Consider the following 21451-nt stretch of genomic DNA (forward strand, 5'->3'; position numbering starts at 1 on the left):
ATGCGGGTGAAAGAATACAGTTTTATAAAAAAACGATTAAATTTTCAAAAAAAACTTCCTTTTCTGAAGATTTGTTATATAATATAAAACATAAAATCAAATCTGTTATAAAACAGTTTAAGAAGGGGATGCTAATATGTCGACGCAAACTTCACGGGTTACATTGCCCGGAGAAATGTTACCAGCGTACAACGAAATATTGACACCTGAGGTGCTTAGTTTTTTGAAGGAACTACATGAAAACTTCAATGAGCGCCGCATAGAACTTTTACAAAAGCGTGCGGAGAAACAAAAGAGAATTGATACAGGAGAGTTTCCGAAGTTTTTAGAAGAAACAAAGCACATACGTGAAGCGGATTGGACAATTGCCAAATTGCCAAAAGATTTAGAGGATCGCCGCGTAGAGATTACTGGACCAGTAGATAGAAAGATGGTTATTAATGCTTTAAATTCAGGAGCACATCTTTTTATGGCAGATTTTGAAGATTCGAATTCACCAACTTGGCAGAATGCGATTGAAGGTCAAATAAACTTACGAGATGCTGTGCAGGGAACAATTTCACATAAAAATGAAAACGGAAAAGAATATCGTTTAAATAGTAAAACAGCAGTATTAATTGTGCGTCCAAGAGGATGGCATTTAGAAGAAAAACATATGCAAGTTGATGGGAAAAATATGTCTGGTAGCTTAGTAGATTTCGGACTTTATTTTTTCCATAATGCGAAAGCTCTTCTAGCAAAAGGAAGCGGTCCATACTTTTACTTACCTAAAATGGAAAGCCATTTAGAAGCAAGGTTATGGAATGATGTTTTCGTATTTGCTCAAAAATATATCGGTATTCCAAACGGAACGATCAAAGCAACGGTGTTACTGGAAACGATTCACGCTTCGTTTGAAATGGATGAAATTTTGTATGAGCTTAAAGATCATTCTGCTGGATTAAATTGCGGAAGATGGGATTATATTTTCAGCTTTTTAAAGAGTTTCCGTAATCATAATGAATTTTTACTTCCAGATAGAGCGCAAGTCACAATGACGGCGCCGTTTATGCGCGCTTATTCTTTGAAAGTAATTCAAACGTGTCACCGCCGTAATGCGCCAGCCATTGGAGGAATGGCGGCACAAATTCCGATTAAAAACAATCCAGAAGCGAATGAAGCAGCTTTTGAAAAAGTCCGTGCAGATAAAGAGCGCGAAGCTTTAGACGGTCATGACGGGACTTGGGTTGCCCACCCGGGACTCGTACCAGTCGCGATGGAAGTATTTAATCACATTATGAAAACACCGAATCAAATTTTTAGAAAACGTGAAGAAATACATGTTACAGAAAAGGATTTATTAGAAGTACCAGTGGGAACGATTACAGAAGAGGGATTTCGCCTGAATATTAGCGTAGGTATTCAATATATCGCATCTTGGTTAAGTGGACGGGGAGCAGCACCAATTTATAACTTAATGGAAGATGCGGCAACAGCGGAAATTTCTAGGGCACAAGTATGGCAATGGATTCGTCATGAAGGCGGAAAGCTACATGACGGTCGTAATATTACGCTTGAATTGATGGAAGAGTTAAAAGAAGAAGAGCTAGCAAAAATAGAAAGAGAGATTGGTAAAGAAGCCTTTAAGAAAGGGAGATTCCAAGAGGCGACAACGTTGTTTACAAATCTCGTTCGGAATGCTGAATTCGTACCATTTTTAACATTACCGGGTTATGAAATTTTATAAAAAATGAAAAGGGGATGGAACATATGAAAAATGAAAGAATCGAGAAATTACAAGAGAGCTGGGAATTAGATACGCGCTGGAAAGGGATCACACGTCCATATTCGGCAGAAGATGTAATTCGCCTGCGCGGATCAATTGATATTGAACATACGTTAGCGCGACGGGGTGCTGAAAAGCTTTGGTCATCGCTTCATACGGAAGATTACATTAACGCACTTGGCGCATTAACAGGAAACCAAGCGATGCAACAAGTGAAAGCTGGGCTAAAAGCAATTTATTTAAGTGGATGGCAAGTAGCAGCGGATGCGAACCTTTCTGGACATATGTATCCAGACCAAAGTTTATATCCGGCGAATAGCGTACCTGCTGTAGTAAAACGAATTAATCAAACACTGCAACGTGCGGATCAAATTCAGCATATGGAAGGAAGCGATGATACAGATTATTTCGTACCGATTGTAGCAGATGCAGAAGCTGGATTTGGCGGACAATTAAACGTATTTGAACTGATGAAAGGTATGATTGAAGCAGGTGCATCTGGAGTGCATTTTGAAGATCAATTATCTTCAGAGAAAAAATGCGGTCATTTAGGCGGAAAGGTATTACTACCGACGCAAACAGCGGTACGTAATTTAATTTCGGCACGCCTTGCTGCTGACGTAATGGGAGTGCCGACAATTATCGTTGCAAGAACAGATGCGGATGCAGCTGATTTAATTACGAGCGATATCGATCCTGTTGATAAAGCGTTTATTACAGGGGATAGAACACCAGAAGGATTTTACCGTACGAAAGCAGGTCTTGATCAAGCAATTGCGCGTGGTTTAGCATACGCTCCTTATGCAGACCTCGTTTGGTGCGAAACGTCTGAACCAAATTTAGAAGATGCAAAACGATTTGCGGACGCAATTCATAAAGAGCATCCAGGGAAATTGCTAGCATACAACTGTTCACCTTCATTCAACTGGAAACAAAAATTAGATGAGAAAACAATTGCGAGCTTCCAAAAAGAAATCGCATCTTACGGCTATAAGTTCCAGTTCGTAACACTTGCTGGCTTCCACTCGTTAAACTACGGCATGTTTGAATTAGCGCGTGGCTATAAAGAGCGCGGCATGGCAGCGTACTCTGAACTACAACAAGCAGAATTCGCAGCAGAAAAACACGGCTACTCTGCAACTCGTCATCAACGCGAAGTAGGAACAGGTTACTTTGATGAAGTGGCACAAGTTATTACAGGCGGTACTTCATCAACGACAGCGCTAAAAGGATCTACAGAAGAAGCACAGTTTACGAAATAAAAGGAAGGGGCACCTGTTTGAAGGGTGCCCCTTATTATTTTTTGAACGATTCGAGGAGTAAATGAAAATATATCGACGATTTTTTCGATATATCTATCATAACTTAAAATATATCAACGATTCGACAAAGGATATCGACTTACCGACAAAAAAGACAATATGATTAAATCCATTCAGCTCCATGAGCAAGAATAAACTCTATATCTTTCTCGTAATGCTCTAAATGTCCTTCATCAATCATTCTTTGGAAATTCACATCGCCTTCTTGCGCTTTTCTTTTCATATACGTACATAACGCTTCTAGGCGTAGTATTACCATACTTATGTAATCTTCGTCCATACTTTTCCCGTAGGACTGGACAAACAATTTCACTCTTTCTTTCGTACGATCAGCATGTTGTGCAGGTTCATAATGAACTGCCTTACCTGATTCTGTATAATACGTTCTGCTTAAAGGAACACAAGTATAAAGTGTATAAGCGATATCCCAAATTCTTGGACCAGGAGCAGCAATATCGAAATCAATAATACCTACTGGTTTTTCGTCATGAAAAATAATGTTATATATGGCAAAATCGTTATGGCATACAACCTCAATGTTATTTGGAGTAAGATCCATCGGTTGCCAGTCATCTAATAACGGAAAATCACTTACCGCATCATGGTACAGGCGGAGCATCTTTGCTATTTCTTTTAAAACATCATTAGATCGCATATATTCTTTTAAAGGATAATTCCCAGCTTCTCCTTTAATAAAAGATAAAATCTCTATATCTTTTTCATCTACCCCTAAAAACTTTGGAGCATGATGAAACCCCTTGTTTTCTAAGTGTTGTAATAATGTATGAATTTTTGCGCTGCCAACCTTTAATTCTCGCCGAACAGTATTTTCAGAACGATATACATTTGATACATTTCCCCCAGTAAGCTTTTCTTCGTTTGTGTAATTTGACATATAATCCCCTCCAATATAACTATATTGTAACACTTCAGAACAAGGGATATAATCGCATTCAAATGATGTGTATGTTCATTTTAAAATGAAATCCGCACATGTTAAAATCAAATATTTACGAATGTACAATCAATTTAATTTGTCAGTTATTTTCAAAAAAGATTGTACATTTTATTTTAATGTGCTATGATAGTCCCAGTTGAATAGTTAAATTAAGCAATCCATATGTTATCAAGTGCTGAAAACGAACGAGAAAAAGTATGTGAGAACTAGTTTATGTTTCGTATTTGATAATGTGTGGATTCTTTTTTTAGACAGGAAGACTAAAAAAATAAAATGTGTATTTTCTTAGGAGGAAATAATTATGGCAGTAACAGGACAAGTAAAATGGTTTAACAACGAAAAAGGCTTCGGTTTCATCGAAGTTCCAGGCGAAAACGATGTATTCGTACATTTCTCTGCAATCGAAACTGAAGGTTTCAAATCTTTAGAAGAAGGTCAAAAAGTTAGCTTCGAAATCGAAGAAGGTAACCGTGGACCTCAAGCTAAAAACGTAATCAAACTATAATTTTATAGTTTATTATGGAAAAAAGGGATGGCTGCTGCCATCCCTTTTTTTGTTATTGTAATATACGAGCGCAATAATTATGTGGGGGAGAAGGCGGAGAATATATATGATGGAAAAGTATACAAATGAAGTAATACTCGATGTTCGTAGAGGTAACGAAGATTTACACAATACGATTGAAGAGATAAAAGCGTATGCGAAAATGTATGAACATGATAAAGTGACGTTAATTGATTTGAAGAAATCCCATTCTCTTGTTTTAGACGAAGAGCGATATATAGTTCTATTACAAATTGTAAGAAATACAGAAAATCTTGGAAGAAAATATGAATATGAAGAAGAAAAAATAGTCGGTTTTTTTGAGGACGAAGAAGAGTAAAAGGCTTTCCAGTATGGAAGGCCTTTTACTCTTCTTTTTCAATCTTTTTCTTTTCGCGTTTTTTACATTCAGAGCATTTCGATTTACGAAAAGGCTTTGCGAAGAATAGTAGAATGAAAAATAGTCCGAATATAATGCTGGATGAGTTTTTCACGATCACAATGCTGCTATTTTTCATTTGAATCGTTGGTTGAATTTCTTTTTCTTCCATAGTGGACCTCCATATATTGGATTTTTCTTTTAATTATAGCAAAGTTAAATGTCGTAATGATGAAAAATGAGGAAGCAGTTGTAAATATTTATAGGTAGTATAAATACATTTTGTATAGGTTTTTTATTTTATAATCACTATATCGTTATTTTGTAATTTGAAAGATATTTGACAAATGATAAAGTATTGTAAAAAAGCGGGATTTGTAAACCGTTTCCTTTTCATAGATGCTAAAATTATATATGCAGCTGCTAATATAAATGGAAAAAAGGAGACAGTAGAATATGGAAAGTAAAGTAGAACGTTATGTTGAAAACTATGTGGTAAATAAAAATACAATGGCCTTACTTCCTGTTATTCTAAGTGAAAAGAAAATAGTTACACGAGTTATTGAGATGGAAGATTCTTTTTTCGTATTTCAAAAGCCCCTAGATATTATAGAAAGAAGTTGCCGCAAGCATGGCTCTAGTTTCTTAGGCAGAAAAGAAGGAACGAAAGAGTTAACTCATATTACACATAAAGCACCGATTGCGATTAGTCCAACAGATCAACTTTATTTTTTCCCTACTTATTCTTACTCTAGAAAAGAGTGCGCTTGGTTGTCTCATTTTTATATTGAAAGTAATAAAGAGTTAAAAGATGGAAATGTCATTGTTAGATTTATAAATGGCTTTGCTGTGAAATTAGAAATATCAAAAAGTAGTTTTGAAAATCAACAAAATCGTACAGCGAAATTGCGTACTGAATATGAAGATCGTAGAAAAAAACAAGGAAATCATTCCTTCAAATTAATTGATAAAAATGAGGAATCTAGATTAAAACCAGCATATGAGAAAGTATATTTTGTTAAGGAAGGCGACGTTTAAAAGGATGGGGGAAAACCCCATCCTTTTACTTTGCAGTTTTGTTCGTAAGTTGATACATTCGAAAAAAATGCCCAAGTAACGACACGTCCTGTCGAATATTGATAGATTATCATAGCGTAATAATGAAGGAATTCTAATGAAAGGTATGGAAACTTAATAATTACATCTCCATATGTCGTATCTACCATTTCCTCTTTCATATAAGCAATGATACAGTAGAGGTAGTACTTAGAGTAAAGGGGTAAAGTGTAGAATGGATTTTCAGACAATCAAAGAGTATTTTTCACCAGAAAATATGGATCATATTGTTGAAAGCTATAAAGCGTTTGGACCACTTCTTGGTATTGGTTTACCGATGATAGAAGCGTTGATTCCGGCATTGCCACTCATCGTATTTGTACTGGCGAATGCTGTTGCATTTGGATTTTGGCTCGGTTTTCTTTATTCGTGGCTTGGATCAGTAATGGGTGCTTTACTTGTCTTTTTCATTATCCGTCATTTTGGCCGAAGTCGTTTCTTTTCTTTTGTAAATAAGCATGAGAGAGTACGAAAGGCAATGGGATGGATTGAAAGGAAAGGGTTTGCGCCGATTTTCGTCATATTTTGTTTTCCGTTTACACCGTCTGCGCTTATAAATGTTGTTGCTGGTTTATCTCGCATTAGTGTAAAGCAGTTTGGACTTGCGCTCGCGTTCGGAAAGCTTGTGATGATTTTTATTTTAACGTATATCGGTCATGATTTGATGTCATTTATTCATAATCCGGTGAAATCAGTTATTGTAGCAATTGGTATTTTTATTTTATGGTATGTCGGTAAGAAAATTGAAGTAAAGTTAGAACTACATTAAGAATAGTCTTCTTTATCCAGCTATTTGAGGGCAGTAAAACTCCCACCTCAAAATTCGGTTGGATAGGTGAGAGTCGGATTACTGGTAAATGCCCGATTGGTGCGGACTGATTAAGTTTTACTTTATAAATGCAGGCTTCATTATTAAAGGATAAGGGGAGAAGCGGATGAAGAAAACTTTGAAAAAAGAAGGCATAGAATGGATACGAACAATTTTAATTGGTGTATTATTAGCTGTATTTTTTCGAACGTTTTTCTTTTCAACGTACGTTGTAGAGGGGAAGTCAATGATGCCGACATTGCAAGATGGCAATATGCTCGTTGTAAATAAGGTGAGTTATCAAGTGGGGGACTTGAACAGGTTTGATGTTGTTGTGTTTCATGCGAATAAAAAAGAGGACTACGTAAAACGAATTATCGGTTTACCTGGAGATCACATTGAATATAAGCATGATAAATTATACATAAACGGACAATTCGTGGATGAACCTTATTTAGAAACGTATAAGAAAGAGATAAATGGACGACAACTAACAGGTGATTTTAAACTAGAAGAGTTAACGAAAGAAAAATCCGTGCCATCTGGATATATTTTTGTAGTAGGCGATAACCGCCTTGGAAGCTGGGATAGTAGACACTTTGGATTTGTAAAAGCTGATACAGTTGTCGGTAAAGTTGATTTACGATATTGGCCAATTCAAGAGGTGCAAACGAATTTTTCAAAAGGTTGATATACTAGATAGAAGTATAGAAAAAGGCAAACTACTCCGTTTGTCTTTTTTCGTGTCCTATAATACAATTATAGTAGCAAACTAACGTTCGTTATGTAAGTGAAAGGTGGGGTTACATGTCACTTCGATTTGTGATTGGTAGAGCGGGAAGTGGAAAAAGTACACTTTGTTTACACGAAGTGCAAGAAGAGTTAAAGCAGCGCCCAAGAGGGGAAACAATATTATATCTTGTGCCAGAACAGATGACATTCCAAACGCAGCAGGCGTTAATCGGGAGTGAGGATGTTAGAGGTTCTATTCGGGCACAAGTTTTTAGTTTTTCACGATTAGCGTGGAAGGTACTGCAAGAAGTTGGCGGAGCGAGTCGTCTTCACATTGATGAAGCGGGTGTACATATGTTGCTTCGTAAAATTGTAGAGTCTCGTAAAGATGGATTATCAGTGTTCCAAAAAGCAGCGGAGCAAAACGGTTTCTTTGAACATCTTGGTAGTATGATTGCGGAGTTTAAACGTTACAACGTGACGCCATCTAACGTATATGAAATGTGGCAACAATTAGATGCACATAGTAGCAGTGCCGAGCAAAAGCTATTAGCGAATAAAGTGTATGATTTACAACTACTATATGATGATTTTGAGCGTGCTTTAATCGGAAAATATTTAGATTCAGAAGATTACTTGCAATTGCTAATCGAAAAGCTTCCGCAGTCTGACTATGTAAATGGGGCTGAAATTTATATAGATGGATTTCATTCATTCTCACCGCAAGAACTAGAAATTGTAAGAAAGCTTATGATTTGCGGTGCGAGAGTTACAATCACTTTAACACTAGATGAAAAAACGTTAGCACAGCCGGTAAATGAACTAGATTTATTTTATGAAACGACGTTAACGTATGAAAAAATAAAACAAGTAGCACGTGAAGAGAAGATAGAAATTGAAAAAACGATTCCACTTATGGAACAACCGCGTTTTCATTCACAATCATTAGCGCATTTAGAAACGCATTACGAAGCACGACCAAATGAAAAGTTTCACGGGGAAGCAAGTGTAACGATTAGTACAGCAGCGAATTTACGAGCTGAAGTAGAAGGCGTTGCCCGTGAAATTCGTAGACTTGTGGCAGATGAAGATTATCGTTACCGAGATATCGCGGTTCTTCTTCGTAACGGGGAAAGTTATTACGATGTAATGCGAACGCTATTTACAGATTATAATATCCCACACTTCATCGATGAAAAACGCCCGATGTCACATCATCCGCTAGTAGAATGCATTCGTTCTGCACTCGAGATTATTAGCGGGAATTGGCGTTATGATGCAGTGTTTCGCTGCGTGAAAACAGAGCTTTTATATCCATTAGACGTAAGAAAAGAAACGATGCGTGAAGAGATGGATGAGTTTGAAAACTACTGTTTAGCGTACGGTGTACAAGGGAAGAGATGGACTTCTGAGGATCCGTGGATGTATCGCCGCTATCGTTCTCTTGACGATACGGACGGGATGATTACAGACAGTGAACGTGAAATGGAAGAGAAAATAAATAGGCTACGCGACGTTGTAAGAACGCCAGTTATTCGTATGCAAAAAAGACTGAAGCGTGCGGGAACAGTTATGCAAATGTGCGAAGCTGTTTACTTATTTTTAGAAGAACTTGACGTTCCGAAAAAACTAGAAGCATTACGTATTCGTGCAGAAGAGAGCGGAGATTTCTTATTTGCGACAGATCATGAACAAGTATGGGAAGAAGTAATGAGCCTTCTTGATACATTTGTAGAGATGCTTGGCGAAGAAAAAATGTCACTTTCTATGTTCACAGACGTTATGTCGACAGGTCTTGAGGCGCTTCAATTTGCTAACATTCCGCCTTCATTAGATCAAGTGTTAATTGCTAATATTGATCGTTCTAGATTATCAAATGTGAAAGCGACATTTGTCATTGGAGTGAATGAAGGAGTTATTCCAGCAGCGCCGATGGATGAAGGTATGCTTTCTGATGAAGAAAGAGATGTTCTTAGCGCTGCAGGTATCGAATTAGCGCCAACGACGAGACAAACTTTATTAGAAGAACAGTTCGTTATGTACCAAATGGTAACGAGAGCAACTGAGAAATTATATATTTCATGTCCGCTTGCAGATGAGGAAGGGAAGACGTTACTTGCGTCTAGCTTTATTAAGAAAATAAAAAGAATGTTCCCTGATGTGAAAGACTCGTTTGTTACGAATGATGTAAATGATTTATCACGTTCGGAACAAATTTCATACGTAGCAACGCCAGAAGTAACGTTGTCATATGTTATGCAGCAACTACAAACGTGGAAGCGATACGGATTTGAAGGGAATTTAGACTTTTGGTGGGACGTATATAACTTCTACGTTACTTCAGATGAATGGAAGCAAAAAAGTAGCCGCGTATTATCAAGCTTATTCTACCGGAATCGTGCGCAAAAGCTAAGTACAGTTGTAAGTAGAGATTTATACGGAGACAAAATAAAAGGAAGCGTCTCTCGTATGGAATTATTTAACCGTTGTGCGTACGCTCATTTCGCGCAGCACGGTCTAGCATTAAGAGAGCGTGATATTTTCAAACTAGATGCGCCAGATATCGGTGAATTATTCCATGCAGCGCTGAAGAGAATTGCAGACAGGCTATTACGTGAAAATCGTACTTGGGCAGATTTATCAATAAAAGAGTGTGAGCATCTTTCGGCTGTAGTAATAGAAGAGATTGCACCGTTATTACAAAGACAAATTTTATTAAGTTCAAATCGTCATTTCTATTTAAAACAAAAATTACAGCAAATCATTTTCCGTACGTCAATTATTCTTCGTGAACACGCGAAATCGAGCGGTTTCGTACCAGTTGATTTAGAAGTGCCGTTCGGTATGGGCGGTACAGGATCGCTTCCGCCGATGGAATTCTCATTACCAAATGGTGTGAAGATGGAAGTTGTCGGCCGTATTGACCGTGTTGATAAGGCAGAAGATGAAAATGGGACATTCCTCCGTATTATTGATTATAAATCAAGCTCAAAAGCGTTAGACTTAACGGAAGTGTATTACGGATTAGCTCTTCAAATGTTAACGTATTTAGATGTTGTTACTTCGAATGCACATACGTGGATGAAAAAAGGCGGCACGGCATCACCGGCTGGTGTACTGTACTTCCATATTCATAACCCGATTGTTGAGATGAAAGGTGACGCATCTGAAGCAGAAATTGAGAAAGAGATTTTAAAGAAATTTAAAATGAAAGGACTCGTACTAGGCGATGCTGATGTTGTTCGTTTAATGGATAACAAACTTTCAACAGGAAGCTCTGATATTATTTCTGCGGGTCTGAAAAAAGACGGTAGCTTTAGTGCGCGTTCGAGTATCGCAAGTGAACAAGAGTTTAACGTACTGCAAAAATACGTACACCATACGTTTGAAAATATCGGTAAAGACATTACAGAAGGCGTGATCGATATTGCTCCTTATAAGAAGGGGAATAAAGCGGCATGTACGTTCTGTAACTTCAAATCTGTTTGTCAGTTCGATGAATCACTTGAAGATAATCAATTCCGTACGCTAAAAGATATGAAAGATAGCGAAGCGATGGAGAAAATTAGAGAGGAGGTTGGCGGAGAATGATTGGAAATTGGCCTAAAAAACCAGAAGGTAGTCAGTGGACAGATGACCAGTGGAAAGCGGTTGTAGCGAACGGACGTGATATTTTAGTCGCAGCAGCAGCTGGATCAGGGAAAACAGCAGTATTAGTTGAACGTATTATTAAAAAGATTATAAGTGAAGAAAATCCAGTCGATGTCGACCGCCTACTCGTTGTAACATTTACGAATGCAGCGGCGCAAGAGATGAAAAACAGAATTGGGGAAGCGTTAGAAAAAGTATTAATTGATGAGCCAGGATCGCAGCACGTAAGAAAGCAGCTTAGCTTATTAAATAAAGCTTCTATTTCAACGATTCACTCCTTTTGTTTACAAGTAATTAGAGGATACTACTACATGCTTGATGTTGATCCTCGTTTCCGCATTGCGAATCAAACAGAAAACGAATTATTAAAAGAAGAAGTGTTAGATGACATATTAGAAGCAGAGTATGGAATTGAAGATAATACGATATTCTTTGAACTCGTTGATCGTTATACGAGTGATCGTAGTGATGATGACTTACAGCGTATGATTTTAGCGCTTCATACAGAATCAAGAGCGCATCCAAATCCGGAAAAATGGCTCGATAAATTAGTAGAAGCATACGACGTAGAAGGAAAGACAATTGAAGATTTAGTGTACGCTTCTTACTTATTAGAAGATGTGAAATTCCAGCTTGAAACGGCGGAGGCGCATATTCGTAAAGCGACGGAACTCGCAATGCTTCCTGATGGCCCGGCGCCTCGCGTTGAAACCTTGCAAGCTGATGCAGCTTTACTTGGAACGTTATCATCAGCAGCTCGTCAGTCATGGACAAGTGTGTATGAAGCGATGCAAAACGTATCGTGGCAAACGTTAAAGCGTATTAAGAAAAGTGATTACAACGAGGATGTTGTAAAACAAGTAGACTCTCTTCGTAATAAAGCGAAAGATGAAGTGAAGAAATTACAAGAAGAGTTATTTAGCCGCAGACCTGAAAGTTTCTTACGAGATTTTCAAGACATGCACCCTGTATTAGAAAAGCTTGTTCAACTTGTAAAAGTATTTACAGAGCGTTTCCAAGCGATGAAACGAGATAAAGGAATGGTCGATTTCACAGATTTAGAGCATTTCTGTTTACAAATTTTAAGTGAACAAAGTGAAAATGGTGAAATGAAGCCGTCAGCAGTAGCGCTTCAATATCGCAATAAATTTGCTGAAGTACTAGTCGATGAATATCAAGATACGAACTTCGTACAAGAATCGATTATTAAATTCGTAACGAAAGATTCTGAGAGTGAAGGAAACTTGTTCATGGTTGGTGACGTAAAGCAATCGATCTATCGTTTCCGACTAGCAGAACCAGGCTTATTCTTAGGAAAGTATAAACGCTTCACACAAGAAGGATTAGGCGGCGGAATGAAGATCGATTTAGCGAAAAATTTCCGTAGTCGTCATGAAGTGTTAGCAGGTACGAACTTTATCTTCAAACAAATTATGGGCGAAGAAGTTGGAGAAATCGACTACGATGCTGACGCTGAATTGAAGTTAGGTGCTACCTATCCAGAAGGTGAAGATGTAGCGGCGGAACTACTATGCATTCAGCAAACGGAAGAAGAAGTAATAGACGGAGAAGAAGGTGCAGAAGTCGAAAAAGCACAGCTTGAAGCTCGTCTTATGGCGCAGCGTATTAAAGCGATGGTTGATTCAGGTTATGAAGTGTATGACCGTAAAACGGATAGTATGCGCCCTGTACAATACCGCGACTTCGTTATTTTACTGCGCTCCATGCCGTGGGCGCCGCAAATTATGGAAGAGTTAAAATTGCAAGGAATTCCAGTATACGCTGATCTTGCGACTGGTTACTTTGAAGCGACGGAAGTAAATATTATGATGAACGTATTCCGCGTTATCGATAATCCGATGCAAGATATTCCGCTTGCAGCAGTGCTTCGTTCACCAATCGTTGGGTTAAATGATGAGGAACTTGCGACGCTTCGTGCTCATGGGAAGAAAGGTTCGTTTTATGAAGTCATGAGCTCATTCTTAAAAGGGGCACCGCTTGAGGAAGAAAAAGAACTACATGATAAATTAGAGTGGTTCTATAACTTGCTGCAAGGATGGCGTGAATTCGCGCGGCAACAGTCACTTTCTGATTTAATTTGGAAAGTGTACGGTGAGACAGGTTATTACGACTTTGTCGGTGGTTTACCAGCCGGAAAGCAAAGGCAAGCAAACTTGCGTGTACTTTATGACCGCGCAAGACAATATGAAGCAACATCGTTTAGAGGATTATTCCGCTTCTTACGCTTTATTGAGCGTATTTTAGAACGCGGTGATGATATGGGTACGGCGAGAGCTTTAGGTGAACAAGAAGATGTCGTTCGTATTATGACGATTCATAAAAGTAAAGGACTAGAGTTCCCAGTCGTATTTGTAGCTGGACTTGGTCGCCGTTTTAATACACAAGACTTAATGAAACGTTTCTTACTGCATAAAGACTTCGGTTTTGGTTCACAATTTATCGATCCTCGTAAACGAATTAAATATACGACATTATCACAACTAGCAATTAAGCGTAAAATGAAAATGGAATTAATCGCAGAAGAAATGCGCGTATTATACGTAGCGTTAACGCGTGCAAAAGAGAAGTTAATTTTAATCGGAACAGTTAAGGATGCAAATAAGGAAATGGAAAAATGGCTTGATGCAAGAGAGCATAGTGAATGGTTATTACCAGATCACATTCGTGCCGGAGCGTCTTGTTATTTAGACTGGATTGCACCTGCATTATATAGACATCGTGATAGTGAAATGCTTCTTGAATTAGGACAAGGAAGCGTTCCAGATGAAATTTATGGGTATAGTGCGAGCTGGAAAGTAGAAGTTGTTGACGGTAACACGTTACTTGCGCCAGAACCAGTTCAAGAAGAGAAACAAGAATTACTAGAAGCACTTCGTGAGAAAAAAGCTGTTCCCCTGCAAAGTGAACGAAAAGAAGAAGTGTATGACAGATTAATGTGGAAGTACGGATATGAGGAAGCGACATCTCATCGTGCGAAGCAATCTGTTACAGAAATAAAGAGAAATTATCAATCTGAAGAAGGTAGCGATAATGCCTTTATTAAAAAAATGCGTGCGCCAATTAAAACGCGTCCTCGTTTTATGGAGAAAAAAGGATTAACGTACGCTGAAAGAGGTACAGCAGTTCATGCTGTCATGCAACATGTTGATTTGAAGAAGCCGATTACAGAAGAAGTGATTCGGGAGCAAATTAATGGCATGGTTAATAAAGAACTATTAACATTCGAACAAGCTGAAGAAATAGCAATCGAAAAAGTCATTTCATTCTTTGACAGTGACCTAGGTAAAAGGGTATTGGCGGCGAAAAGTGTGGAGCGTGAAGTACCATTTACGATGATGCTTGCAGCAGAAGAAGCATATCAAGATTGGCAAGGAAAGAGCGGGGAATCAATTCTTGTCCAAGGGGTTATCGACTGCATGATTGAAGAGGAAGAAGGTATCACGTTAATCGACTTTAAAACGGATACGATTGAAGGGAAGTTCCCAGGCGGATTCGATCAAGCGAAACCGATTTTAGAAGATCGATACAAAGTACAGCTTGCGTTGTATGCAAAGGCACTTGAGAAAAGCTTGCAACATCCTGTGAAAGAGAAATGCTTATACTTCTTTGATGGTAATCATGTTGTAAAAATTGAAGAATAGAGGGACTTGAAAAATGGCAACGGAAAAAACGTTAAGAACGTGTGAAAAAGGTCATGAATACTACAAAAGTAGCGATTGTCCAACTTGCCCAACTTGCGAGAAAGAAAAGAAGCCGAAAACAGGGTTTCTTTCACTTCTTTCATCACCAGCACGAAATGCGCTGCAACATCATGGAATTCACACGATAGAAGAACTATCAAAGTATAGTGAAAAAGAAATTTTAAAACTGCACGGTATGGGACCTGCGTCTATGCCGAAGCTTAGAAAGGCTTTGGAGGAAGCTGGGTTATCGTTTAAATAAAATGAAATTGCAATAAGAAAAAAGTAGGAGAATATCTCCTACTTTTTTTACGCTGTTCCAATTTGATCTTGATCGGCCACATCGGAATCAAACGTATTTGTTGCACTAACACCGTTAAAAGTATTCACGACAAATCCAACATTAGAAGCTCCGGATCCGTTATAAGCTTTCGTATTTTCTTTCGGAGACACATTATAAAAATCCCCTAAATTGAAAGAACCATTACTGTTTTGAACGACGAGATTTCCAACAACAGAAGGCATACCATCCACCTACCTTACTAAGCTTTTTAATTACTATATGAATTATGGAGCGGAAGGTTCATCCGTAATATATTGGCGGATTTGCATAATACGAGAATTATTAAAACCATAATCAACATTTCCAATTTGAAAGCAAGCAGAATTTAAAAGTGATCGTAATTCAACGTTGTTTACTTCAATAAAAGGGCATTCATTTACAATGTTTAATTTTACATCTGTCGATCGTTTGGGGATGGTGACATGTTCATCTGTAAAGATTTCAAATGCATCGAAGCGACCTTCGCCTTTTATATAACAAGGAATTTCTCTGTGGACGGCAAGAGCCCTACTTTTTAACTCCATTTGATTTGCGTCTCCAACTTGAAATACGGCAGTAATCCCTAAAGAAATAATAGAAACATTTTGGACAACAGACACATGATGTAACATAATTTCTCAGTCTCCTTAACCTGGAGTAGGAGGGACATCTGTGACTAATGGTACAAATGGACCCTCTGTAACAGTTTCAAATGGTGTATCAAGAATAGAAGATAAAATGAGGAGATTTGCATCCCCGATTAAAAAGAGTGCGGACGACGATACACCGTTCATTTTAATCTGTCCGACTTTTAATTCACGATTTACAACGTTAACATTCATACATACTTACTCCTTTCGGAAATTGCCCGGTATGTGTTGAATAAAAGATAGGAAAGCTTTGTCGATATCGTGTTTCATTGCTTGAATAATGATATCTCGTAAATAATCTGGATCTGTTGAAATCCCTTCATAGGATTGCGCTTGTGTTAAATAATAAGGAAGTCTATGCTCCATCTGTTTTTTTATGTCATCCACCATCATTTGTCGATACATTTCATCGAGCGGCGTTCTCTCTTCTTGTTCAAAATGGAGAATTCGATTATATGCTTCTTCATCTAAGTAACGATGCATTTCTTGAAGGATTCCTTGGTAAAAGTCTGGATTTATGTCAGTTTCAGGATTGACCTTCAAAGTTTCTGTATCAACTTGAAAATCCTCAATTTGCTGTCCTTTTGTTGAAAATGGATTTAAGCCAATATTTAAAGTGCCATTTAAATTTTCTACTTTTAATTGATCGAATTTGTATTCCACTTTTCCTATAGAAGAGGAGGGGCGACTTTTTAATTCGTTAAGCTCTTCTTGTAGTTGGCGCACTTGATCCTCTAAATTCAGGATGGATGCTTGTTGTATTTGAAGAGCTTGTTGAAGTTGGTGTAAGTAAGTATATATATCTTGATTCATTTTGTGAAACCTCCTTTTCAATAGGGAGGGTAAATATATTCCTGCTATATATTTATGACGAGGATGTCTTAAGAAGAACTAGTTGATGGTTTGATAGAAATAATTTGTCCTTTCGCCTGTAATGGGCGAAGGGGTTCTGTAAATCCACCAGTATTTGAGAATTTAGATAGAGCTTTAATACTTCCAGCAGTACCAATTTGGAATACAGAAGAGGTTGTAATGCTATCAATTCTAATGCTGTTAATGATGATGCTTTGGTTTACGTAAAAATTCAATGCAATCGCCTCCTCTAAGTTGAACCAATTATCGTTTGGTCAACTACATCTGAATCATTAACAGTTGTTGCGCTTTGATAATTGTAGACAGAAACGTTATCTCCAACATTAAAGGAGCCGGCTCCGGCGAAAGCGCGTGAATAACTAATAGGCCTAATCGCAAATACATCTCCGATATGAAAAATACCACTTGATCCAATATTGACGATACGAATATGTCCGACCATAGCTGGCATACAAAACACCTTTCATTTTTAAAATTTTCTTTTCTACTATTGTATGGGCGTTTTCAATAAAATGTGTATTTTTTTGAAATAAAAGAAACACACACGTTATTGCGTGTGTGTATCGAGTGTTTGATTAGGGTGAAAATCCGTATGTACATGCCAAATTGCATTTAAGAGCCTGTCCAGTTCTTGGCTACAATCCACTGTTTTTTGAGAAGTCATTCCATAGCGTTCAGCAAAATAAATCATTTTTTCACGTTTTTTTTCAATCGCTTGCTCAAACATTGAAATCGGCTCCATCTCTAAATGAAATTTTTAGTATATATGTAGTACATATTATACAAAAAAACCATAAAAAAGAAATACCTTCGCTAAAAAAAGTAAAATTTCTACATTTTATGCCAAATATAAAGCAGTAACGAATAGGATATGAGAAGAATATTGTAAAAATTAGCGTGCGTGAGAAGGTTTTTTTCTTGCGGATGCGAATACAATTAAAGGGTATGAGTTTTAGGATGGAGAGTGGAAATATTGCGTTTGGTAACGGCAAAAAAAGATGAAAAGGTATTTGTAGGTATTGTGGATGAAGAGGAAGAAAAGGTATTGCACTTAAGAGAAGCGCAAAGACAAAAAGGGGAAAAGGTTACGATTCCGATTACGATGCTAGAGTGTATTGAAAGAGGAACCGAATGTGTTGAAAAAATATGTGATATTGTAAATTGGGCGAAGGAAACTGAGGGGGCGGCGTATTATCCGTTAACTGAGGTAAAAATATTAGCGCCAATTCCAAGGCCAAGGAAGAACATTCTTTGCGTTGGAAAAAACTATCGTGAGCATGCGATAGAAATGGGCGGAGTAGAGTCAATTCCAGAAAATATAATGATCTTTACGAAAGCGCCAACGACAGTTATTGGAATAGATGAAAAAATTAATAGTCATCCCCACGCAACGAATGAATTAGACTATGAAGGAGAACTAGCTATCATCATTGGTAAGCGAGGAAAACAAATAAAAAAAGAAAAAGCGCTTGAACATGTTTTTGGTTACACCATTATAAATGATATAACTGCTCGCGACATTCAAAGGAAGCATAAACAATTTTTCCTTGGAAAAAGTTTCGATACATTTTGTCCGATGGGACCATATTTAATTCATAAATCAATGGTAAGTGCGCCCAATGCGTTACACATTGAAACGGTAGTAAGTGGGGAAGTAAGGCAAACTTCCAATACAAATAAAATGATTTTTTCAATAGAAGAAATTATTTCAACAATAAGTAAAGGAATGACATTAGAACCAGGCGACATAATCGCAACAGGAACGCCAGCTGGTGTCGGAAAAGGTTTCACACCACCGAAGTTTTTGCATGCTGGTGATGAAGTGGTCATCACAGTAGAAGGAATTGGTACTTTACGAAATGTCGTGAAATGAGAAAAGAGCTATCTTATCGAAGATAGCTCTTTTCTATGGCCTTGGATTATAGAGGTAATCGATAACCGAAAAAGTGTAAAGACCAATGAATGCAAGTGTACAAATGCCAAATAGTATAACGGTAAGTGCGCTTTTTTCTCGTCCAAAACCAATGATAGTAAGAATAACAGCAGTCCAAAATGATGCTTTCAGTAGTGTGAATGTAGTAGAAGTGGAGTAGTGAATAAGCGATGTTACGGAAAGTAGGAAGCCAAAGAATGTAACTAAAATAAAAGATGTAGCCAAATAGTTAATATGTTTGCCATACCTTAATAACATATCGAATCTCCTTTATAATTTTAAAATACAGAAAATTATAATTTCATTTTAGTATAAATCAATATAAAAAGAAAGAGGTTGTCCCAACATGTAGGACAACCTCTCTATTATTACGATAAGACCGCTTTAATTTTTTGGAATGCCCACTCTAAATCTTCTTCAGAGATTACTAGAGGTGGTGCGATACGAATTACATTTTCGTGTGTTTCTTTACATAATAGACCAGCTGCTTTTAATTGTTCACAGTAAGGACGAGCTGGCTCGTTTAATTCGATGCCGATGAATAAACCTTTACCACGAACTTCAGTGATCATTGGGTTATCAATCTCTTTTAATTGCCCAACTAATTTTTCACCTAATTGAAGAGAACGCTCTGTTAATTTTTCTTCTTCTAACACTTCAAGAGCTGCGATAGAAACAGCACAAGCAAGTGGGTTACCACCGAATGTAGAACCGTGAGAACCTGGCTCGAATACGCCTAAAATGTCGCGGTTTGCTGCTACGCAAGAGATTGGGAATACGCCGCCGCCAAGTGCTTTACCAAGTATGTACATGTCAGGAGTTACATTGTCCCAGTCACAAGCAAATACTTTACCAGTACGGCCTAAGCCGGTTTGGATCTCATCTGCTACAAATAAAACGTTTTCTTTTTTACATACTTCAAGAGCTTCTTTTAAGTAACCAGCTGGTGGGATGTTAATTCCTGCTTCACCTTGGATTGGCTCTAAAATGAATGCAGCTGTATTTGGTGTAATAGCAGCTTTTAACGCTTCTAAATCACCGTAAGGAATTACGATAATGCCAGGAAGCATTGGACCGAATCCGCGCTTGTACTCTTCGTTTGAAGACATAGAAACAGCACCCATCGTACGTCCGTGGAAGTTATCTTCACAAACGATAATTTCAGCGCGGTTTGCTTCTACTTTCTTCACATCATAAGCCCAGCGACGAGCTGTTTTAATTGCAGTTTCAACAGCTTCTGCACCTGTATTCATTGGAAGTACCATTTCTTTATTAGTTAGTTTCGCAACTTTTTCGTACCAAGGACCTAATTGATCGCTATGGAAAGCACGAGAAGTTAACGTAACACGATTAGCTTGGTCAATTAAAGCGTTAATAATTTTTGGGTGACGATGACCTTGATTTACTGCAGAATATGCACTTAATAAGTCCATATAGCGGTTTCCTTCAGGATCTTCTACCCAAACGCCTTCTGCTTTAGAAATAACGATCGGAAGTGGGTGATAGTTATTTGCTCCGTATGTGTCTGTAAGTTCGATAATATCCTTAGTTTGAATCATGATTGTTCCCCCTTTTGTTATTACAAGAAGTTTGTAAATACTCTAAATATTATAGCATTTAAATGTAAAAAAGCGAAACATTTCCTGAAAATAAATGAACATGTTATCATATAGAGTGAAAAAGTGTGAAAAGAGGAGGTAAGGGATACGATGGTACATATGCATATTACAGCATGGGCGTTAGGTTTAATTTTATTCTTCGTTGCGTATTCACTTTATTCAGCAGGAAGAAAAGGTAAAGGTGTACATATGGGGCTTCGTCTTATGTACATTATCATTATTGTGACAGGTTTCATGTTGTACATGGGTATTATGAAGACTGCAACAAGTAACATGCACATGTGGTATGGTTTAAAAATGGTAGCTGGTATTTTAGTTATCGGTGGAATGGAAATGGTTCTTGTAAAAATGAGCAAGAACAAAGCAACAGGGGCAGTTTGGGGGCTATTTATTGTTGCACTAGTAGCAGTATTTTACCTTGGACTGAAATTACCGATTGGCTGGCAAGTATTCTAATAAAAAATAAAACCACCTTATAATCTCAAATGTTTGGGAGATAAGGTGGTTTTTTATTTTATATCGCATCGATATGCAACTCTTCTCCGTTTGCTTTCGTAAAACGAAACATATTTTTATTTGACGTACCGTGACGAACGAAATGGTGCTGCAGTGTACAAATCATCTCTTCGTTATCAAACAAAAGAATATTTACTCCTTCGCACGCTTCCTCTTTCGGTAAGAAAGATAAATAATTATGACAATACATGCAATCATATAAAGAGTAATGAAGGGATTGCAATGATTCCGTTAATAATGTAAAGACAGAGTCAGGTAATTCCTCGAGCCATTCCGTATAGCTGAGAAGTAATTTCTTTCGAATTCGTATCATTTCCCCGTTTTGCAAATGGTGCTGTTCGTTGGCGATTTGTAATACATCTTGTTCATAGAAACGAGCTGGCAGCCAGTTGTTGTTATATAAGATCTCAAAGCCATCTTCGGCAATATCTTCTAATAAAAATGCTTCATCATTTTCATCATCAAAGAATACCCATTCATTGTTTATATATTCTACATTACCGACCGTATGAGCACGAGGCTGGTTATATAAAATATGGTTACGTTGTATCATACACGATTT

24 protein-coding genes are annotated in these 21451 nt (G+C 37.6%); 12 read left to right on the forward strand and 12 right to left on the reverse strand.

Annotated features, from left to right (window positions below; translation table 11 throughout):
* The first annotated feature begins 136 nt into the window (after positions 1-136).
* Entirely contained in the window at positions 137-1726 is a 1590-nt protein-coding gene (gene aceB, locus FS742_RS15595) for a malate synthase A (RefSeq protein ID WP_144613449.1), read from the forward strand.
* 23 nt (positions 1727-1749) lie between these two features.
* Entirely contained in the window at positions 1750-3027 is a 1278-nt protein-coding gene (gene aceA / locus FS742_RS15600; RefSeq protein WP_144613451.1) for an isocitrate lyase, read from the forward strand.
* A gap of 163 nt (positions 3028-3190) precedes the next feature.
* On the opposite strand, the gene FS742_RS15605 is transcribed toward aceA, so the two are convergent.
* Positions 3191-3982: a phosphotransferase gene (locus FS742_RS15605; protein WP_144613453.1), complete on the reverse strand. Its 792-nt coding sequence runs from the start codon at positions 3980-3982 to the stop codon at positions 3191-3193.
* Positions 3983-4346: 364 nt separating this feature from the next.
* Between FS742_RS15605 and cspA the strand changes: the two genes are divergently transcribed.
* Together cspA and FS742_RS15615 are read left to right on the forward strand one after the other, a co-directional pair.
* Positions 4347-4550 carry an RNA chaperone/antiterminator CspA gene (cspA, locus tag FS742_RS15610; RefSeq protein WP_000301522.1) on the forward strand — a complete coding sequence of 68 codons (204 nt, stop codon included), beginning with the start codon at positions 4347-4349 and terminating at the stop codon, positions 4548-4550.
* A gap of 106 nt (positions 4551-4656) precedes the next feature.
* Positions 4657-4929 (forward strand): hypothetical protein, encoded by a 273-nt coding sequence (locus FS742_RS15615; RefSeq protein WP_144613455.1) that lies wholly within the window; start codon positions 4657-4659, stop codon positions 4927-4929.
* A gap of 25 nt (positions 4930-4954) precedes the next feature.
* Here the strand turns inward: FS742_RS15615 and FS742_RS15620 are convergent, their stop codons facing one another.
* Positions 4955-5140 carry a hypothetical protein gene (locus tag FS742_RS15620; RefSeq protein ID WP_144613457.1) on the reverse strand — a complete coding sequence of 62 codons (186 nt, stop codon included), beginning with the start codon at positions 5138-5140 and terminating at the stop codon, positions 4955-4957.
* 284 nt (positions 5141-5424) lie between these two features.
* Between FS742_RS15620 and FS742_RS15625 the strand changes: the two genes are divergently transcribed.
* From FS742_RS15625 to FS742_RS15655, 6 genes are all read left to right on the forward strand, one after another.
* Positions 5425-6006 carry a competence protein ComK gene (locus FS742_RS15625; RefSeq protein ID WP_144613459.1) on the forward strand — a complete coding sequence of 194 codons (582 nt, stop codon included), beginning with the start codon at positions 5425-5427 and terminating at the stop codon, positions 6004-6006.
* A 253-nt stretch (positions 6007-6259) separates the two neighbouring features.
* Positions 6260-6853, forward strand: coding sequence for a TVP38/TMEM64 family protein (locus FS742_RS15635; RefSeq protein ID WP_000347517.1), 594 nt, complete (start codon positions 6260-6262; stop codon positions 6851-6853).
* 166 nt (positions 6854-7019) lie between these two features.
* A complete protein-coding gene (lepB, locus tag FS742_RS15640) occupies positions 7020-7583 on the forward strand; it encodes a signal peptidase I (protein WP_144613463.1) in 564 nt (187 codons plus the stop codon).
* A gap of 116 nt (positions 7584-7699) precedes the next feature.
* Positions 7700-11215 (forward strand): helicase-exonuclease AddAB subunit AddB, encoded by a 3516-nt coding sequence (addB, locus tag FS742_RS15645; protein WP_144613465.1) that lies wholly within the window; start codon positions 7700-7702, stop codon positions 11213-11215.
* The gene (gene addA, locus FS742_RS15650) at positions 11212-14937 is read left to right on the forward strand and encodes a helicase-exonuclease AddAB subunit AddA (protein WP_144613467.1); all 3726 of its coding nucleotides are present in this window, start codon (positions 11212-11214) and stop codon (positions 14935-14937) included. The genes addB and addA overlap by 4 nt, the downstream gene beginning before the upstream one ends.
* Before the next feature lie 13 nt (positions 14938-14950).
* Positions 14951-15238, forward strand: coding sequence for an RNA polymerase alpha subunit C-terminal domain-containing protein (locus tag FS742_RS15655; RefSeq protein ID WP_144613469.1), 288 nt, complete (start codon positions 14951-14953; stop codon positions 15236-15238).
* 47 nt (positions 15239-15285) lie between these two features.
* Here FS742_RS15655 and gerPF read toward each other — a convergent pair whose 3' ends face one another.
* From gerPF to FS742_RS15690, 7 genes are all read right to left on the reverse strand, one after another.
* Positions 15286-15501 carry a spore germination protein GerPF gene (gene gerPF, locus FS742_RS15660; protein ID WP_001141566.1) on the reverse strand — a complete coding sequence of 72 codons (216 nt, stop codon included), beginning with the start codon at positions 15499-15501 and terminating at the stop codon, positions 15286-15288.
* A gap of 42 nt (positions 15502-15543) precedes the next feature.
* Complete coding sequence (locus tag FS742_RS15665; RefSeq protein ID WP_144613471.1) at positions 15544-15930, reverse strand: spore germination protein GerPE; 387 nt, start codon at positions 15928-15930, stop codon at positions 15544-15546.
* 15 nt (positions 15931-15945) lie between these two features.
* A complete protein-coding gene (gerPD, locus tag FS742_RS15670) occupies positions 15946-16140 on the reverse strand; it encodes a spore germination protein GerPD (RefSeq protein ID WP_001102342.1) in 195 nt (64 codons plus the stop codon).
* A gap of 6 nt (positions 16141-16146) precedes the next feature.
* Positions 16147-16761 carry a spore germination protein GerPC gene (gerPC, locus tag FS742_RS15675; RefSeq protein WP_144613473.1) on the reverse strand — a complete coding sequence of 205 codons (615 nt, stop codon included), beginning with the start codon at positions 16759-16761 and terminating at the stop codon, positions 16147-16149.
* Positions 16762-16829: 68 nt separating this feature from the next.
* The gene (gene gerPB, locus FS742_RS15680; RefSeq protein ID WP_087957704.1) at positions 16830-17036 is read right to left on the reverse strand and encodes a spore germination protein GerPB; all 207 of its coding nucleotides are present in this window, start codon (positions 17034-17036) and stop codon (positions 16830-16832) included.
* Between the two features lie 14 nt (positions 17037-17050).
* Positions 17051-17272, reverse strand: coding sequence for a spore germination protein GerPA (gene gerPA, locus FS742_RS15685; protein WP_144613475.1), 222 nt, complete (start codon positions 17270-17272; stop codon positions 17051-17053).
* A gap of 96 nt (positions 17273-17368) precedes the next feature.
* A complete protein-coding gene (locus FS742_RS15690; RefSeq protein ID WP_000462840.1) occupies positions 17369-17548 on the reverse strand; it encodes an aspartyl-phosphate phosphatase Spo0E family protein in 180 nt (59 codons plus the stop codon).
* A gap of 246 nt (positions 17549-17794) precedes the next feature.
* Between FS742_RS15690 and FS742_RS15695 the strand changes: the two genes are divergently transcribed.
* Entirely contained in the window at positions 17795-18694 is a 900-nt protein-coding gene (locus FS742_RS15695; RefSeq protein ID WP_186327185.1) for a fumarylacetoacetate hydrolase family protein, read from the forward strand.
* Between the two features lie 33 nt (positions 18695-18727).
* Here FS742_RS15695 and FS742_RS15700 read toward each other — a convergent pair whose 3' ends face one another.
* Both FS742_RS15700 and rocD read right to left on the reverse strand, forming a co-directional pair.
* Positions 18728-19012 (reverse strand): hypothetical protein, encoded by a 285-nt coding sequence (locus FS742_RS15700; protein WP_144613477.1) that lies wholly within the window; start codon positions 19010-19012, stop codon positions 18728-18730.
* A gap of 110 nt (positions 19013-19122) precedes the next feature.
* A complete protein-coding gene (gene rocD / locus FS742_RS15705) occupies positions 19123-20313 on the reverse strand; it encodes an ornithine aminotransferase (RefSeq protein WP_000616654.1) in 1191 nt (396 codons plus the stop codon).
* A gap of 150 nt (positions 20314-20463) precedes the next feature.
* Here rocD and FS742_RS15710 point away from each other — a divergent pair, with 150 nt between their 5' ends.
* Entirely contained in the window at positions 20464-20829 is a 366-nt protein-coding gene (locus tag FS742_RS15710; RefSeq protein ID WP_000233492.1) for a YisL family protein, read from the forward strand.
* 58 nt (positions 20830-20887) lie between these two features.
* Here the strand turns inward: FS742_RS15710 and FS742_RS15715 are convergent, their stop codons facing one another.
* Positions 20888-21442, reverse strand: a complete 555-nt coding sequence (locus tag FS742_RS15715) for a DUF2777 domain-containing protein (protein WP_144613479.1) — start codon at positions 21440-21442, stop codon at positions 20888-20890.
* Positions 21443-21451 lie beyond the last annotated feature (9 nt).

Origin of the sequence: Bacillus cereus, assembly GCF_007678085.1 — a bacterium.
Taxonomy (GTDB): domain Bacteria; phylum Bacillota; class Bacilli; order Bacillales; family Bacillaceae_G; genus Bacillus_A; species Bacillus_A cereus_BE.